The organism is Bradyrhizobium sp. AUGA SZCCT0158, from assembly GCF_018130065.1.
Lineage (GTDB): Bacteria > Pseudomonadota > Alphaproteobacteria > Rhizobiales > Xanthobacteraceae > Bradyrhizobium.
In genome coordinates this window covers 159,039-175,938 of the sequence record NZ_JAFCME010000007.1, presented here as the reverse complement: position 1 = coordinate 175,938, position 16,900 = coordinate 159,039, and the positions used below count along the sequence as shown (strand labels likewise).

16 protein-coding genes are annotated in these 16,900 nt (G+C 63.4%); 6 read left to right on the top strand and 10 right to left on the bottom strand.

The window, feature by feature from the left end:
• Positions 1-181: 181 nt before the first annotated feature.
• The 3 genes from JQ574_RS12490 to JQ574_RS12480 form a co-directional block, all read right to left on the bottom strand.
• Positions 182-769 (bottom strand): DUF2889 domain-containing protein, encoded by a 588-nt coding sequence (locus JQ574_RS12490; protein ID WP_212383559.1) that lies wholly within the window; start codon positions 767-769, stop codon positions 182-184.
• A 10-nt stretch (positions 770-779) separates the two neighbouring features.
• Positions 780-1,757, bottom strand: a complete 978-nt coding sequence (locus tag JQ574_RS12485) for an NADPH:quinone oxidoreductase family protein (protein ID WP_212209111.1) — start codon at positions 1,755-1,757, stop codon at positions 780-782.
• 79 nt (positions 1,758-1,836) lie between these two features.
• Complete coding sequence (locus JQ574_RS12480; RefSeq protein ID WP_212209112.1) at positions 1,837-2,910, bottom strand: LLM class flavin-dependent oxidoreductase; 1,074 nt, start codon at positions 2,908-2,910, stop codon at positions 1,837-1,839.
• A gap of 195 nt (positions 2,911-3,105) precedes the next feature.
• Between JQ574_RS12480 and JQ574_RS12475 the strand changes: the two genes are divergently transcribed.
• The 4 genes from JQ574_RS12475 to JQ574_RS12460 all read left to right on the top strand — a co-directional run bounded on the left by JQ574_RS12475 (position 3,106) and on the right by JQ574_RS12460 (position 5,860).
• Positions 3,106-3,975, top strand: coding sequence for an aldose 1-epimerase family protein (locus JQ574_RS12475; protein WP_212209113.1), 870 nt, complete (start codon positions 3,106-3,108; stop codon positions 3,973-3,975).
• Positions 3,976-4,111: 136 nt separating this feature from the next.
• Positions 4,112-4,525 carry a DUF3830 family protein gene (locus JQ574_RS12470; RefSeq protein ID WP_192734938.1) on the top strand — a complete coding sequence of 138 codons (414 nt, stop codon included), beginning with the start codon at positions 4,112-4,114 and terminating at the stop codon, positions 4,523-4,525.
• The gene (gene puuE / locus JQ574_RS12465; protein ID WP_212209114.1) at positions 4,526-5,458 is read left to right on the top strand and encodes an allantoinase PuuE; all 933 of its coding nucleotides are present in this window, start codon (positions 4,526-4,528) and stop codon (positions 5,456-5,458) included.
• A gap of 147 nt (positions 5,459-5,605) precedes the next feature.
• A complete protein-coding gene (locus JQ574_RS12460; RefSeq protein WP_212209115.1) occupies positions 5,606-5,860 on the top strand; it encodes a DUF3551 domain-containing protein in 255 nt (84 codons plus the stop codon).
• Positions 5,861-5,876: 16 nt separating this feature from the next.
• On the opposite strand, the gene JQ574_RS12455 is transcribed toward JQ574_RS12460, so the two are convergent.
• The 6 genes from JQ574_RS12455 to JQ574_RS12430 all read right to left on the bottom strand — a co-directional run bounded on the left by JQ574_RS12455 (position 5,877) and on the right by JQ574_RS12430 (position 11,648).
• Positions 5,877-6,149: a hypothetical protein gene (locus JQ574_RS12455; protein WP_212209116.1), complete on the bottom strand. Its 273-nt coding sequence runs from the start codon at positions 6,147-6,149 to the stop codon at positions 5,877-5,879.
• Between the two features lie 129 nt (positions 6,150-6,278).
• The gene (locus JQ574_RS12450) at positions 6,279-7,811 is read right to left on the bottom strand and encodes an ABC transporter ATP-binding protein (RefSeq protein WP_212209117.1); all 1,533 of its coding nucleotides are present in this window, start codon (positions 7,809-7,811) and stop codon (positions 6,279-6,281) included.
• Positions 7,808-8,491 carry a cysteine hydrolase family protein gene (locus JQ574_RS12445; RefSeq protein ID WP_212209118.1) on the bottom strand — a complete coding sequence of 228 codons (684 nt, stop codon included), beginning with the start codon at positions 8,489-8,491 and terminating at the stop codon, positions 7,808-7,810. Before JQ574_RS12445 ends, JQ574_RS12450 begins: the two co-directional genes overlap by 4 nt.
• 13 nt (positions 8,492-8,504) lie before the next feature.
• On the bottom strand, positions 8,505-9,431 hold the full coding sequence (locus tag JQ574_RS12440) for an ABC transporter permease (protein ID WP_212209119.1): 927 nt from the start codon (positions 9,429-9,431) through the stop codon (positions 8,505-8,507).
• Between the two features lies 1 nt (position 9,432).
• Positions 9,433-10,542 (bottom strand): ABC transporter permease, encoded by a 1,110-nt coding sequence (locus JQ574_RS12435; protein WP_212209120.1) that lies wholly within the window; start codon positions 10,540-10,542, stop codon positions 9,433-9,435.
• On the bottom strand, positions 10,539-11,648 hold the full coding sequence (locus JQ574_RS12430) for a BMP family ABC transporter substrate-binding protein (RefSeq protein WP_212209121.1): 1,110 nt from the start codon (positions 11,646-11,648) through the stop codon (positions 10,539-10,541). The genes JQ574_RS12435 and JQ574_RS12430 overlap by 4 nt, the downstream gene beginning before the upstream one ends.
• Positions 11,649-12,060: 412 nt before the next feature.
• Here JQ574_RS12430 and JQ574_RS12425 point away from each other — a divergent pair, with 412 nt between their 5' ends.
• Together JQ574_RS12425 and JQ574_RS12420 are read left to right on the top strand one after the other, a co-directional pair.
• A complete protein-coding gene (locus JQ574_RS12425; protein ID WP_249119291.1) occupies positions 12,061-13,329 on the top strand; it encodes an allantoate amidohydrolase in 1,269 nt (422 codons plus the stop codon).
• Between the two features lie 205 nt (positions 13,330-13,534).
• Complete coding sequence (locus JQ574_RS12420) at positions 13,535-14,902, top strand: hypothetical protein (RefSeq protein WP_212209122.1); 1,368 nt, start codon at positions 13,535-13,537, stop codon at positions 14,900-14,902.
• Positions 14,903-15,781: 879 nt separating this feature from the next.
• Here the strand turns inward: JQ574_RS12420 and JQ574_RS12415 are convergent.
• Positions 15,782-16,795, bottom strand: coding sequence for a formamidase (locus tag JQ574_RS12415; protein ID WP_212208552.1), 1,014 nt, complete (start codon positions 16,793-16,795; stop codon positions 15,782-15,784).
• Positions 16,796-16,900 lie beyond the last annotated feature (105 nt).

Here is a 16,900-nt window from a genome sequence, read left to right as displayed (position 1 = left end):
TGTCAAGCGCGTGGCTTCACAAGGTATCGCAGCCCGGCGGTTGCAATTTCGTGATCAGGGCCCGCGCTGGATCGTTGCGCCCTAGAGCTTTGGTTCTGATTGAATCAGAACCAAAGCTCTAGATTCTTGTCTTGACGCGTTTTCTTCACGCGAACCGGTATCCACTGCGCTTGAAAACGCTCTAATCCCGCGCGGCCGGCTTGGTCGCAAATTGAGGAAACTTGTCGGCGACGATGGGGCCGTCGGTGCGCCAGGAATAGCAGCCGCCGATGAAGAACGGCCGCTTGCCGGAGTTCTGCTGGGTTTCCAGCGAGCCGCGCCCTTCCGGAGCGTCGCCGTGCGACATGGTCTGAAACAGCGTGGTCACCGCCGGGCCCAATAGCTCCGACAGATGGGTGCAGCCCTCGAGCCGGCCGATCTTGCGGCGGACCAGCTCGCGCCAGCCCTTGCCGATGCTCTCGCCGACCAGCCGCTGCAGGATCGGCTCGACGTCGATGCAGGTGGGATAGGGTGTCGCCTGCATGGTGGCTTCGGCCTCGTGGATTCTCATGGTGTCGTCGATCGCCAGCCGCAGGCGGATATCGTGCACGGGATCGCCGGGCTTCAGTTCCTCGCGATAGCGGTCGGCCGCTTGCGTGAACGGCTTTGTGTCGACCAGCCGCGCCTCGACTTCCCAGAGCCCGTCGTCCCTGATGTAGCCGTTGCATTCGACCGTTCGCGTATGCATCAGGCGACGCCCGGTTCCGTCGGCGGCCTTGTCTTGGGGCATGTTGCTGTCCTCAGGCGAATTTGACGATCATCTTACCGAGTGCGGATCGCGACTGCATGGTCTTGAACGCCTCGCGGAAATTCTCGAACGGCACGACCTTGCCGACCACGGGGCTCAATTGGCCCGAGGCGAGCCAGTCGAACAACTGCGCGATCAGGCGGGTATGCGTTTCCGGCTCGCGCTTCTGGATCTGCGCGAGGTCGACGCCGAGCAGGGCGCCGCCCTTGAGCAGCGGAAGGTTGAAGGCCAGCGCCGGAATGGTGCCGGAGGCGAACCCGACCACGAGGTGCCGCCCGCGCCAGGCGATCGAGCGAAACGCCTGCAGCGCCACCTCGCCTCCAACCGGGTCGAAAATAACATCCGGGCCGTTGCCGCCGGTCAGCGTCTTCAGGGTCTCGCGCCAGTCCGCCTTGGTGTAGTCGATGGTTTCATCGGCGCCGTAACCTTTGGCGAATTGGCGTTTCTCCGGTGTCGAGGCCGCGGCGATGACCTTCGCGCCCATCAGCTTGCCGAGTTGTACCGCCGCGATGCCGACGCCGCCCGCGGCGCCCAGCACCAGCAGCGTTTCGCCCTTGCGCAGTTCGGCGCGCGCATCCAGCGCGTAAAGTCCGGTCAGGTAATTCGCCTGAAAAGACGCTCCGGCCTCGAAGGCAATTTTTGGCGGCAAATGCTTCAGCGCCGCTGACGGCACGCAGATGTATTCGGCGAGCGCGCCGGATCTGACCATGCCGACCACGGGCATGCCCGGCTTGAACGCGGCGACGTCGCCTGCGGCACCATCGACCACACCGGCGAATTCCGTGCCCGGCACGAACGGCAGCGGGTCCTTGGTCTGATACAGCCCTTGCACCTTCAAGCCGTCGACGAAGCCGATGGCGGCCGCGCCGATCCTGACGCGGACACCGCCGGGCGGGATATCCGGCATCGCCATCTCCTTGATGGAGATGCCGTCAATCGAATCGTAATTCTCGACCACCACGGCTTTCATGCAATTGGTCCCAAGGTCTTTCCTGGCGCCGTGCTGTGACCCGGCCTGTTGATGTGTTTGCAGATTCTGGGGGCCAACGCTACTCGGCCGCCTCGGCCTGCCGGTCGATCGCTTCTGAACCGGCCTTGATCAATGGAATGAGGTCGCGGCCGATCGCCATCGTGTCGTGCGGATTTTCGAATCCGCGCAGCAGGAACGAATGGATGCCGAGCCGGTAATATTCCAGCACCGCAGCCGCGATCTGTTCCGGCGTTCCCACCAGGCAGGACGTATTGCCGGGCGCACCGGTGGCGCGCGCGATCCCCATCCATAACCGTTCGTCATGAACGTCGGCCCGTGCGGCGTAGCCCAGCAAGCGTTCGGCGGAATGGTTGGTTGCTTGCGGCGCTTCGCCGGTCTTGCGCTCGACGTCCGCCAGCAGCGCGTGCGCCTTGTCCCAGGCTGCGCCCTCGGTGTCCGCCATGATCGGACGCAACGACATGTTGAAGCCGACCCGGCGCCCGAACGCGGCGGCGCGACGGCGGAAATCGTCGACGCGGGCGCGGGTCTCGGCGAGCGGCTCGCCGAAGATCGCGAACACGTCGCAATGTTCGGCGCCCATTTTCAGCGCGCCGTCGGACGAGCCGCCGAAGAATAGCTGCGGGTAGGGCTGCTGAAACGGTTTGATGTCGCTGAACGCGCCCTCGACCCGATAGAACTCGCCCTTGTGGTCGAGCGGGCTGTCGCTGGTCCAGATCCGGCGCATCACATCGAGATATTCGCCGGCGCGGCGGTAGCGGTCGTTCTTGGGCAGGAAGTCGCCCTCGCTGGCCTGGTCCTGGTCGCTGGTGCCGGCGATGACGTGCAGCGACATCCGTCCCTGCGTCAGCTGGTCGAAGGTCGCGATCTGCCGTGCCGCCAGCGCCGGTGCCACCGAACCCGGGCGATGCGCGATCAGGAATTTTATTCGCTCGGTATGATCAGCGGCATACAGCGCGATTGCAAAACCTTCGGCGGCCGAGGCGTAATATCCGACCAGCACGGAATCATAGTTCCACTGCTCATGCAGGCGGGTGAAATCGATCACCCATTGGCGCGATATCTGGCCCTTGATCAGGTGAACTGCGACGCCCTCCTGCTGGGTGCCGATCATACCGATGATTTTTGCTGGCATGGTTGTTTCCCCGGGGTATTCGTTCGTTGTCTGAATGAAACGCGCAACAACAGGGGAAATCAAGCGCTTCACAGGCCGGAAGCTGTGTCAGCCTTGCAACCATGCCATCAGGAAATGACGCCGCCAGGGCATCTCCGTTGCTGGGGGCAATGCCATGACTTATGAGAGGGGCAGGGGCACTTCGCGTGGTGAAGTATGAGCATGGACAAGCATACGCTTCGCTGCGGCGCGATTGAGGCGACCATCAAGGCCGATGGCGCTGAATTGTGCTCGCTCCGAAATGAAGGGATCGAGCTGCTTTGGCAGGCGGGGCCGGCATGGCCGCGCCACTCGCCGTTGCTGTTTCCGATCGTCGGCCGCCTCAAGAGCGATCAACTGCGCCACCGTGGCAAAACCTATCCGATGACCCAGCATGGCTTTGCGCGGGATGTCAGGTTCGGGTGGCTGGAACAGGGGGCCTCGTCGTGCAGGCTGGTGCTTGTCGATAGCGAGGCGACGCGCGCCCGCTATCCCTTTGCGTTCCGGCTCGAGGTTACCTACAGCGTTGAAAATGCCGGCCTGAAAGTGGCGTTCGACATCATCAATACCGGCGACGAGACCTTGCCGGCTTCGATCGGCGCGCATCCGGCGTTCAACTGGCCGTTGCTGCCGGGGCTGGAAAAGGAAGCCTACGCGCTCACCTTCTCGGACGAAGAGCCGGCGCCGATCCGCAGGCTGGCAGGTGGCCTGATGCGCGCCGAGTCGGAGCCGTCGCCGGTTCGCGGCAACAGCCTCTCCCTCTCGGAGCGGCTGTTCGAAGACGATGCGGTTATCATCGATCGGCTCGCGAGCAGTTCGGTTCGCTATGCAGCCGATCGTGGGCCTTCGATCGAGATGTCCTGGGAAGGATTTTCCGAACTCGGCGTCTGGTCGAAACCATCAGGCGCGGCGTTTCTCTGCATCGAGCCCTGGCATGGATTCGCCAGCCCGTCGGAGTTCGACGGCGAATTCACCGGCAAGCCCGGATTGATGCAGATTGCGCCGGGCGAGAAGCGGAGCCTTTGCTATCGGATACGCGCGGGTTGAGGACGGCATTTTCGGCTGATTTTGTCGGCAGGCGCCCCACAAACCGCATTTTCTGGCTTGAATGGTCCTTGCTTCCGCTTTTGGCGGCTGCAATGGATATGGCTGAACCCTCCTAGCCACCCAAGAGAAGAGATCGATGAGCCAACTAATTGTCCGCGCCGGCGACTTCACCTTTGAGGCCCGTTTTGAAGAGCAACTGGCGCCCAAGACGGTTGCCGCCTTTCGCAAGGCGATGCCGTTCGAGAGCCAGGCGATCCATGTCCGCTGGAGCGGCGAGGGGGTCTGGATGCCGCTCGGCGATCTCGATTTCGGCGTTTCCTACGAGAACCACACCAGCTATCCCGCGCCGGGCCAGATCATCCTCTATCCCGGCGGCATCAGCGAGACCGAAATCCTGCTCGCCTATGGCGGCGTGCATTTCGCCAGCAAGATGGGCCAGCTCGCCGGCAACCACTTCATCACCCTGACCTCGGGGCTGGAGAACCTCACCGCGTTCGGCAAGACCGTGCTGTGGAAGGGCGCACAGAAGATCCGCTTCGAGGAAATCTAGGTGACGGGCTACCCCCGCGACCTCCGCGGCTATGGCCGCAATCCGCCCGATCCGCGCTGGCCGGGCAATGCGCGCCTCGCCGTGCAGTTCGTGGTGAATTTCGAAGAGGGCGGCGAGAACAACATCCTGCACGGCGACCGCGCCTCCGAGGCGTTCCTGTCGGATGTGCTGGGCGCGCAGCCCTGGCCCGGCAAACGCCACGCCAACATCGAATCAATGTTCGAATATGGCTCGCGCGCCGGCTTCTGGCGGCTGTGGCGGATGTTCACCGAGCGCAAGATGCCGGCCACCGTGTTCGGCGTCGCGACTGCGCTAAAGCGCAATCCCGACGTGGTCGCTGCCATGAAGGAGGCCGGCTGGGACATCGCCAGCCACAGCCTGAAATGGATCGATCACAAGGACATGTCGGAGGCCGAAGAGCGGGCCGAGATTGCCGAGGCGATCCGCGTTCATACCGAGGCGACGGGAGAACGTCCGCTCGGCTGGTACACCGGGCGTTCCTCGATCAATACGCTGCGGCTTCTGATGGAGGCTGGCGGCCTGCTCTACCTCAGCGATTCCTATGCCGATGACCTGCCATACTGGATCAAGGCAGGCGGATTGCAGCCGCATCTGGTGATCCCCTACACGCTCGACGCCAACGACATGCGCTTTGTGAACCCGCAAGGCTTTGGCGGCGGCGATGAATTCTTCACCTACCTGAAGGACAGTTTCGACGTGCTCTATGCCGAGGGCGCGACCTCGCCGAAGATGATGTCGGTCGGCCTGCATTGCCGTGTCGTCGGCCGCCCCGGCCGCGCCGCATCGCTGATGCGCTTTCTCGATTACGTCATGAAGCATGACGCCGTCTGGGTGCCGACGCGGTTGCAGATCGCGCAGCATTTTCACGCCAATCTCAGTCATCTCGCCGAAAGCGCAGCTGATATCGGATAGGCCAGCGGTCCTGGCCGCGACCGGCAGTCGCATATGGGATATGCCGTCTTCAATCGCGTCGCGCGCGAATGTGAATTGACTGCCGGCGGTATGGCTTGTCTGGTTCGACGGGTTGATGCTGTGACGTCAATCCCGAAGGAGGTCCCGATGCGCACTCCGGCTTTGATGATATTGACGGTGGTCACCGTTTTGACGTCTGCGCCGGCTTCGGCCCAGACCTATGGCGGCAATTATCCGGTCTGCATCCAGAACTACCGCTGGGGAGGAAGCGACATCGATTGCCGCTTTACCTCGATGGGGCAGTGCGCCGCGTCGGCATCGGGCCGCGCCGCCCAGTGCCTCGTCAATCCATATTATGCGAATGCGCAAATGCCCCGTGGGTCGTCGCGTCGCGCGTATTGATTGATCGCGCCGCTGTTTACTGCAACGGACGGCGCCGATTGCTTTGGGCGCTGGCTGAAGGCACGGCGCCTCCCAGTCCGGCGTTGGCCCTGTTTATCGCATAGAGCGCGGCGGCAGCGTCGCCGGGCTGCTCCCGCGCCAGTCTGCCTGCAGGCGTGAGCACGCCGCCATTCAGCACATCCCGGTCCGGATTCTGTGCAGCATAAGCCGCCGGCTCCTGCGCAAGCGCGGACGTGGCAAGTATGGCCGAGACCAGCACGCTCGCGACGAGCGCCTTGAGCCGTGTCATGATCGTTCTCCTGCGGAGTTGCCTTCGCGGCGCTCTCTTCCGGACTTTTCCGGGTAAGGCCCATCTAGGCATTGCCGCGGGGAATGCGTGGTGCAGGTAGATCACACTTCCGCGAATGCGGTCGGGCGGTTAATGCCCAGCCATATGCCGCCCGATCTCGGTGAGATCGGCCTCGCTGGCGCGGGCTTCATGGACGAACTGGCCGTGGAACATCACCACCAGACGATCCGACAGTTCCAAGAGTTCGTCGAGGTCCTCGCTGACCAGGAGCACCGCGGCGCCGCGGTTACGCGCCGCCATGATCTCGGCATGGATCTGGGCGACCGCGGCGAAATCGAGCCCGAAGCAGGGATTGGCGGCGATCAGCACCTCGACCTCGCCGCCGAGTTCGCGCGCCAGCACCGCGCGCTGCACATTGCCGCCCGACAGCGCCGAAATCGGCGTATCCGGCGAGCGGGTCTTGATCTTGTAGAGCCCGATCTTGCGCTCGGCATCCTTGCGGAACGCGGAGCGATTGAGCCACCAGCCTTTGCTGGCGAACGGCGCGCGGTCGAATTCGCGGAACGCGAGGTTGTCGGCGACGCTCATGCCGCCGACGCAGGCGTTCCTCAAGGGCTCTTCCGGGAGCAGTGACATCTTGTGCCGGCGCATCTCCTCGCGGCTCGCCGAATAGAGATCGCCGCGAACGCGAACCTCGCCGCTTTCCGCCTCGCGCTGGCCGGCCAGCACCTCGACCAGCTGCCGCTGGCCGTTACCGGAGACGCCGGCGATGCCGACGATCTCGCCGCCGCGCACGGTGAGCGAGACATTTTCGACCGCGACCGCGCCGGCATCGTCGATCGCACAAAGCTTGCTCAGTTCCAGCCGTGCCTCGCCCAATTGTCCGACGCGCGGCGGCTGCACCGTCAGTTCTTCGGCGCCGATCATCATCCGCGCCATGCTATCAGGCGTGAGATCGGCGACCTTGCCGTTGCCGGCGAGCTTGCCGCGGCGCAGGATCGTGACCTCGTCGGCGAACGCCATCACCTCGCGGAATTTATGCGTGATCATCAGGATGGTCAGGCCGCCATTCACGACCATGTCGCGCAGCATGCCCAGCACCTCGTCGGCCTCGCCCGGCGTCAGCACCGAGGTCGGCTCGTCGAGAATGAGAAAGCGGCGCCTCAGATAAAGCTGTTTCAGGATCTCGCATTTCTGCCGTTCGCCCGCGGAAATGTCGGAAACCCTGGCGTTAAGCGGCACCTTGAACGGCATCCGCGCCAGAAACGCTTCCAGCTCCTGCTTTTCCTTCGCCCAGTTGACGATGGCCGGAACGTCATCGCGCGCCAGCACGAGGTTTTCCGCCACCGTCATCGCCGGCACCAGCGTAAAGTGCTGGTAGACCATGCCGAGCCCGAGCGCATGCGCATCCTTCGGGTTGGCGATCGCCTGTTCGCGGCCGCCGACCATGATGTCGCCTTCGGTCGCGTGATAGTAACCCATGATGCATTTCACGAGCGTGCTTTTTCCTGCGCCGTTCTCGCCGAGCAGCGCGTGGAACGAGCCCGGCCGCACCTTGAGTGCGACATTGTCGAGCGCAAGAAAGTCGCCGAACTTCATCGTCACCGCGACCGCGTCGACGCCGAGCGGGCCTTCGGGAAGCGGCGTTTCGCCGATGATCATGAGACGGCCTTGATGAACGCGCCCGAGGTCGCGACCGCGCCGAACACGCCGCCCTGCATCTTGATCATCTTCAGCGCGTGGTCGTGGTTGCTCTTGTCGGTGGCCGCGCAGCAATCCTCGATCAGCACGCATTCGAAACCGCGGTCGTTGGCTTCGCGCATCGTGGTGTGGACGCAGACGTCGGTGGTGATGCCTGTCAGCACGAGGTTCTCGATGCCGCGCAGCCGCAGCATCAGCTCGAGATCGGTGGCGCAGAACGAACCCTTGCCGGGCTTGTCGATGATCGGCTCGCCAGGCAGCGGCGCCAGATCGGGAATGATCTCCCAGCCAGCCTCGCCGCGCACCAGCACGCGGCCGCACGGGCCGGGATCGCCGATCCCGGCGCCGATCTGCCGCGAGCGCCACTGCTTGTTGGCGGGCAGGTCGGTCAGGTCAGGGCGGTGGCCCTCGCGGGTATGGATGATGTGAAAGCCCTGCGCGCGCATCACGGCGAGCAGCTTCTTGATCGGCTCGATCGGCGCGCGGGTCAGCGAGAGATCATAGCCCATCTTGTCGACATAGCCGCCGACGCCGCAGAAATCGGTCTGCATGTCGATGATGACGAGCGCGGTGTTTTGCGGGCGCAGGTCGCCATTATAGGGCCACGCATAGGGTTCGGATGAGATATAGCGCTCGGGCATGGCACGTTCTCGCTTATCGGGTGATGGACAATTCGGCCGGCGCGCCGGTCAGCGTGCGCTTCGGCGAGCAGGTGATGATCATGATCGCGAGCGTCAGGATGTAGGGCGCTGCGTTGAACAGATGATAGCCCGAGGTGACGCCGACCGATTGCAGCGCCGGTCCGAGCGCCGCGGCGCCGCCGAACGCGAGCGACGCCCACAGGCACAGCATCGGATCCCAGCGCGCGAAGATCACCAGCGCCACGGCCGTGATGCCCTGGCCGGAGGACAGGCCCTCGTTCCAGCTGCCGGGATAGAACAGCGACAGGAACGAGCCGCCGATCCCGGACAGAAAGCCGCCGACCATCGTGGCGCGCAGCCGGATCGCCAGCACTGAATAGCCCATGGCGCGGGCGGCGTCCGAACTCTCGCCGGCGGTGCGGATGAGCAAGCCCCAGCGCGTGGTCTTGAAGGCCCAGTATAATATCGGCGCCAGCGCAAGGCCGATCAGGAACAGCACGTTGATCCGCAGTGCGGCGCGCACCTGCGGAACGTCGCTCCACCAACCGAAATCGATCGCCGGTAATCGTGCCGCGGTCGGTTCGATCAGCGGCTTGCCGAGATAGAACGCCAGCCCCGTTCCGAACAGCATCAGCGCGATGCCGACCGCGATGTCGTTGACCCGCGGCAGCGAGCAGATGCCGGCATGCAGCGCGCCCAGCATCGCGCCGGCGATGCCGGCGGCGAGCACGCCGAGCCAGGGCGAGCCTGAGAGATAGGAAATGCCGTAAGCGCTCATCGCGCCCATGACCAGCGTGCCTTCGAGGCCGAGGTTGATACGGCCGGAACGCTCGGTGATGCATTCGCCAAGACTCACGAACAGAAACGGCGTCGAGACGCGGATGGCGCCGCCGAACACGGCGAGCGGAACGGTCCAGAGTCCGAGCGATCCGTCCGACATGTCAGGATTTTCCTTTCAGGAAGCCGATCCGTCCGTACAGCGCGTCACTCGCCAGCACGAAGACGAAGATGATGCCTTGCAGAACCAGCACCGAGGCATCAGGCAATCCGAGCCGCCGCTGTAATAGCCCGCCGCTGGCGCTGATGCCGCCGAGCAGGATCGCCACGGGAATGATCGCCAGCGGATTATGCCGCGCCAGGAAGGCGACGAGGATGCCGGTGAAGCCGTAGCCGGCGGCGAGATTGGCGTTGGTGCGGCCCTGCACGGCGGCGACTTCGACCATGCCGGCAATGCCGGCGGCGCCGCCGGCGAGAAAGCAGATCATCAGGATCAGTTTGTTGACGCCGAGGCCTACGATTTTTGCCGCGCGGATGTTGCCGCCGGCCACCCGCGCCGAGAAGCCGAATACGGTATGATAGATCAGGATGTAGGACGCGAACGCCGCGACCAGGCCGAACGCCAGCCCCCAATGCACGTCGGTGCCGGGAATGCTGCCGATCATGTTGGCCGCGCCGATTTCGCGGGTCGAGGGCTTGTTGAGGCTGGCGGGATCGCGCATCGCGCCTTCGACCAGATGGTTGAGCACCGCAAGCCCGATATAGACCAGCAGCAAACTCGAGATCGTCTCGTTGACGCCACGGTATTGCCGGAGCGCGCCCGCCAGCGTGATCCAGAGACCGCCGCCGATCACGCCGGCGCACACCATCGCGGTCTGCACCACCAGCGGCGAGGCCCACGGCATCGCCAGCGCGACCGAGGTCGCCGACAGCGCGCCAATGAGCAGCGCGCCTTCGCCGCCGATAATGACCATACCCAGTTGCGCCGGCAGCGCCGTGCACAACGCGGTCAGGATCAGCGGCGCGGCACGCGTCAGCGTGTTCTGCCAGGAGAACCAGGTGCCGAACGCGCCCTGGTACATGTAGAAATAGAGATCGAGCGGGTTCTTGCCGAACAGCGCCACGAACAGCCCGAAGGTTGCGAGCGCGCCGACCAGCGCCGCGCCCGGGATCAGGATGTATTCGATGGTGGCGCCGTAGCGTTGGAGGAAGCCGGGATCAGCGGCCGGCGCAACGCCGACCGCCTCCACCGGATCCGCCGAACCTGTTGTCACGAAGTCGCTCCGAGCACGCCTTCCACCAGATAGTTCATCTTCTCGAGCTCGGGATCGGTCTGGCCCCGATCGGTGCCTGCGGTAATGACCGCGTTGCCCTTGTTGTCCATGATCGGGCCCTTGAAGATGGTGTAGGTGCCGGCGACCAGCTTGGCCTTGATGTCGTCGGCGTGCTTGCGCGCCTCGGCCGAGACCGCCTCGCCATAGGGCGAGCATTTGACGATCTCTTCCTTGAGGCCGCCGCGATAGAAGTTCGGAATGGATTCGCCGGCCGCGATCATCTTGACGAATTTCGGGTAGAGCGCTTCCCAGTTCCACTCCGCGCCGGTGAGATACGCCTTCGGCGCCAGCGGCGACTGGTTGACGTGATAGCCGCACACCATCGCACCGCGGCGCGCGGCGTTCTCGACCATGGTCTTGGGACCGTCGACGTGACAGGTGAGGACGTCGACGCCCTGGTCGATCAGGCTGTTGGTGGCCTCGGCTTCCTTGACCGGCATCGACCAGTCACCGGTGAAGATCACCTGCGTGGTTGCCTTCGGGTTGGCAAGCTTGGCGCCGAGCGTGAAGGCGTTGATGTTGCGCAGCACCTGCGGGATCGGTTTCGCCGCGACGAACCCGAGCTTGCCGCTCTTGGTCGAGTAGCCGGCGACGATGCCGGAAATGTACTGCGCCTCGTCGATATAGCCGAAATAGCTGCCGGCATTGGTCGGGTCTTTCTCGCTCCACAGGCCGCCGCAATGCTCGAAGCGCAGTTTTGGAAATTTCTTCGCCATCTTGATGACGTGCGGGTTGTAGTAGCCGAACGAGGTCGGAAACAGCAGGGACGCGCCGTCGAGGTTGATCATGGACTCGATGGTCTTTTCGACCGCATCGGTCTCAGGCACCTTTTCTTCCTCGATCACCTTGAGGCCGGGCATCTTCTTCAGCGCCGCGGCGCCCTGCGCGTGCGCCTGATTGTAACCGTAGTCGTCGCGCGACCCGACATAGACGAAGCCGATGGTGGTGCCGGCCGCGCGCGCGGCGCCCGCGCCGAAAGCGGTGCCGAGTGTCAGCGCCGCACCGCCCTGCAACAGATGCCGTCGTGAAATCCTGCCAAATTCCATGTGCCTGCTCCCTCTGGCGGCTGGACCGCCCCCTATTTCGTGGGCCGCGCCGGTGCGGCGGGCTCGGGGAGGGATGTCGCAATCTTCATGCCAGAGCGCGAGTGGCGGGCAGCCATCAGTAAGCCAATGAGTACATTGAGGTATCCCGTTGGCTTGCCTGCTCGGGGAAAATTGTGTGCGGCAGAATTGACTAATTTTTAGGCGGCATTCCACGATTGTATGCAAGGTCGTTAAGCAGTTGTTAGATCCTGCAGAACCGTCGGCGGGCCAAATTGGCGGCGGATTTCTTGCGAGGCCGGCTGGTCAGGTGAATTGAGCCTGCTACCAGTCAGGGGTCCGCGGCAGCGTGGGTCGAAACCGCCGGCATTGAACCTATCGATCGGCCGGCGCTGCGGCGCCGTACAGGAAAAGCATGAGCAAGACAGAAATGGCCAGCAGCGGATCGAGCCGGGCGACGCTCGGCGATGAGATCGTCAGCCGGATCAACCAGCTCGCGGCGATCTCCGAGACGCCGGAGCATCTGGCGCGAATCTTCCTTTCGCCCGAGCATCGCGCCGCTGCCGATCTCATTCTTTCCTGGATGCGCGAGGCCGGCATGACCGCGCATCTCGACGCCATCGGGAATGTCTGCGGCCGCTATGAAGGCGACCGGCCGGGCCTGCCGTGCCTGATGCTAGGCTCGCATTACGACACCGTACGCGACGCCGGCAAATGGGACGGCCCGCTCGGCTTGATCACGGCAATCTCCTGCGTCGCCGATCTGAACCGGCGCGGGCGGCGGCTGCCGTTCGCGGTCGAAGTCGTCGGATTTGCGGACGAGGAGGGCGTGCGGTTTGCGTCCACGCTGCTCGGCAGCCGCGCGGTCGCGGGCACCTTTGTCGAGAGCGCGCTCAATTCACGCGACCATGCCGGGATTTCGATGCGCGATGCGATGGTCACATTCGGCCTCGACCCCGAGCACATCGGCGCGGCCGCGCGCACCCGCCGCGAACTCCACGCCTATGTCGAGCTGCACATCGAGCAGGGCCCGGTGCTGGAAGAGAACAATCTGCCGGTCGGCGTCGTCACCGCGATCGCGGGCGCGACGCGGCTGGCGGCAAAACTGACCGGCATGGCGGGTCATGCCGGCACGGTGCCGATGGCGTTCCGGCGCGACGCGCTGGCGGGCGCCGCCGAATGCATCTGCATGGTGGAGGAGTTCTGCAAGACCGATGCGGCCGGCCTCGTCGGCACCGTCGGCTATATCGACGCGATGCCCGGCGCCACCAACGTGATCCCCGGCCTGGTGTCGTTCACACTCGACATCCGCGCACCATCAGATCCGCACCGCAAGATGGCGGTCGCCGACATCGTGCGGCGCATCGAAGCCATCGCCAAACGCCGCAATCTCGTCCTGCAGCTCGACGTCACCCACGAAAACCGCACCGTGCCCTGCGCGCCGTGGCTGAAGGCGCAGGTCGCGGACGCCGTCGCCGCCGAAGGTTTTGGTGTGTTCGACCTGCCGAGCGGGGCAGGGCATGACGGCATGGCGATGATCGATATATCAGACGTCGCCATGCTCTTCGTCCGCTGCCGCGGCGGCATCAGCCACAATCCGGCGGAGCATGTCGAGCTTGCGGATGCCGATGCCGGAGCGCGGGTATTGTTGCGGCTGGTGGAGAATTTCAGGCCGAACACGTAGGTTCGTAGGATGGGTTGAGCCCTTGCGAAACCCATCAGCTCCGTCGCTTTCATCGATGGGTTTCGCGAAGAGCTCAACCCATCCTACGCCTACATGACAATTCGATGACATCTTTCCCCACGCTGTTGCGGAGAGACGAATCAATGATGTCTGGAGTACCAACGCGTGATACCAGACACGCCGGACATTGCTCTCATCCTTGCCTATGAACAGCCAGATCACATTTTCATCGCATCGCGAATACCGCTTTCATCAGGGCATGTTGTCCAGCCTTGTCGCCAACGGCATTCAGGCCGTCAATTTTCTCGGTGATCGTTTCCTGCGAAGATATCATTTGTCGGCAGGCATCGAGGAGCTGTACCGGCATTCGATGAATGCGGCGTTTGCCGAGAAGGAAGCCTTTCTCGTTACCGGGGCGCCGCACGCCTCCGCCTATTATCCGCGCGACTTTGCCTGGTTCTATCCTGATGTCCTCGATCCCGAGACCATCATGGATGCGCAGGATGCCGTGCGCAGGGTTCGGCTGCTGGAGAAAAGCGTCCGCCTGATGCTTGAAGCCGTTCGCGCCGGCGTCGTCACCACGACGATCGTGCCTGCGGGGCGCAACCGCTACATCGGCATCAACTATTTTTCGAGGCCGTCGGACACGCTGCTGGGCATCCTCGCAGGCCTTGAGCAACTGCTCTCCGCCGAGCAAAGGTCGGCTTCGTATTTGGCGATGTCGCAAGGTGCGCATGCCGGCCGCCTGTTGCTGTCCGAATATCGCGAGAACCTGAAGCGGGAGATAGTTGAGCTCGCCAGGGCGTTGCAACGGTTCGATGACAACGGGCTTTCGGCGCTTTTGTGCGACGTCAGCGCGCCCCGTTCTGCGGCGACCGATACCCGTGCCGAACGCCGGCGGTTCGTCACCAATGCCTGCGTCTACGCGACGTTCCTGCGCGGTATCAAGCTTGGTGTCATCGAGCGGACTGAGCTGGAGCAGCTGCTTGGACGCGCGCTTTCACAGTACAAGCAGGAGCTGCTGCTGCTGTTCGGCAGGCACGGCTATATCAGCCATTCCCTGGACTCCCGGCAGCAGGCGCCGGTCTATTCCATCGCGCTCGATTTCGTGAACGTGCATCAGGGCTTTTGGGATTTGAACGACGCGGAAGAACGCGCGCTGTTCGCGGCCACGACCGACTTCATCCTTGCCGAGCCGCGGTTTCGGGTCCCGGATACATCGCACTTCCTGGTGTCGGCGGATAATCCGCTGAACAAGCTCATTCACAAGATCGCGGCGCCGGCCTATCAGGGCCGTTCGTCCTGGCCGACGTTCAACGTCGAATTCGCCGATCGCATGCTGGACTACGATGAATGCTCCGGCACCGAGACCTATCGGGCCCATGCCTGCGCTATCTTGCGCGATATCCGTACCGTGACCGAAACCCACGGCGGATATCAGGAACTGATTTCCGAAAAAGGCCTCAAATATCGCACCTGGGCCTATCAGAGCGCCGTCGCGCACTCCTGGTTTCCGCGCTTCCTGACGGTCTGGCGGCGGGCATTCGGGACGTCGCTGCTGGGGAGCCTGTAGACCGTAGGATGGGTAGAGCGCAGCGAAACCCATCGCCAGCGGATGGTGGGTTTCGCTGCGCTCTACCCACCCTACGGACCTCCTCGTCATTGCGAGCGGAGCGAAGCAATCCATGTTGCTCCAAGCCGTGCCATGGATTGCTTCGCGGAGCCTGTCATCGGGCGCGCATTCGCGCGACCCGTTGGCTCGCAATGACGGTTAGGTGCGACAAATCAACCCGACGGGCAAATCAGTTCGGAGTTTCAGAAATCGTGTCAAGTAGAAAATTTCCGTAAATCAAAAATATTTCTGTTGTCGGCCGACCCAAATCAGTGCGCATCTATCGCCATCCCGTCCTACTCAGAAGGGCGTCGGCCGTCGTCACGGACGTTGGGCGGGTTGCGGTGGACGCTGGTTTGCGCTGAGACGACGGCGTGGACTCAAGCGTACGGCAAAACCGTGTGGTCCTGGCGCCCGTTGCAGGCGTCAAGCTGTCGGAGAAGCGCAAGCGGGAACGGCAGCGACGGAGTCAACTAAGAACTCGTCTCCGGGGAGAGCACGGCATAAGCCGTAAAGCCATTGCGCAGGGAAGGCCGGGTGTTCTCCGCTGCCCTGTATGCTCGTGTGCAACTTTTTCAGTGCTAACCGCACACGAGACCGCGGGTGCAGCGCGCACCCGGTCTTCCCTGCGCCCTCTTGATGAGAGGGCGGGAAGTTTTTGGCAAACCTCGGGCGCAATGCGTCGCGAGAATGTCGAAGTGTGTGTCACACCCACAATTGTCGTCCCCGCGAAGGCGGGGACCCAGTATCCCAGAGACGCCAATGCCAGAACCGAGAGGCCGCGGCGTACTGGATCCCCGCATGCGCGGGGATGACAACCGGAAAGATTGGCGCGACGCGCTACTCCGCCGCCTTCGCCGTTTTCCCGAACATCCGTGTCGGCGCCGGAAAACCGCACGACGTTCCGTCCGTCACCTTGACCTGATCCTCCCACGGCAGCCGGAACGTGCCCGCCACCATGTCCTGCATGAACGTATACGGGCAATCCATCGCGCCGCCTTTCACCGCGACGTAGCCGCGGTGCCAGAGCTGGTAGATGTTGTTCTCGACGCCCCAGTGGATCCGCGCCTCACGCACCAGGTCAGGGCGGACTTCGGCGGTGATGATTTCGTCGGCGCGGCCGGTGGTGCCGTGGGCGATGATGCTACCATCGAAATTCACGATCATGCCTTCGCCCATGGAATCGAACGAACCGTCGGAGCCGCACATGCAGACATTCGCGGTCACCATCAAATTCTGGAACGCGTTCGCTTGATTTGTAAAACGCCAGCTTTCGCGGATCGGCGCGGTGTAGCCGGCCGTGCGGATCATAATCTCGGCGCCCTTGTAGGCGCATTCGCGCGCCATCTCCGGGAACATGCCGTCATGGCAGATGATCAGCGCGAGCTTGGCGCCTTTCGGTCCCTCGATCACGGGAATGCCGATATCGCCGGGCTCCCACGGCTCGACCGGAATCCACGGATGGAATTTCCGGTAATAGAGCTTGATCTCGCCGTTGTTATCGATGATCAGGCCGGAATTGTAGGGATTGCCGTTCGGGTTGAACTCCATGATGGAGAAGCAGCCCCAGATCTTGTGGTCGATGCAGGCCTGCTTGAAGGCGGCGACCTCAGGGCCGTCGAGCCGGCACATGATCTCCGGGTTGGTGTCCATCGACAGGCCATGCAGCGAATATTCCGGAAATACGACGAGATCCATGGTGCCGAGATTGCGCCGCGCCTTGCCGACCATGGTGACGATGCGCTCGGTCTGCCGCGCGAGGTCCGCCTTGGTCACGACAACAGGCAATTGCAGCTGAACCAGCCCGATCACGACGCCCTCCGGCGATTTGTTGAGGCCTCCGAGTCCGTTCATGTGTTCCTCCCGAATTTGTGGCGCTGCGCCAGACCGCCAGCGGTCGACGTTGCGATACCGCGATATTTTGCAACAAGCGTGCCAACTCATTCCCGGCTTGCGCAA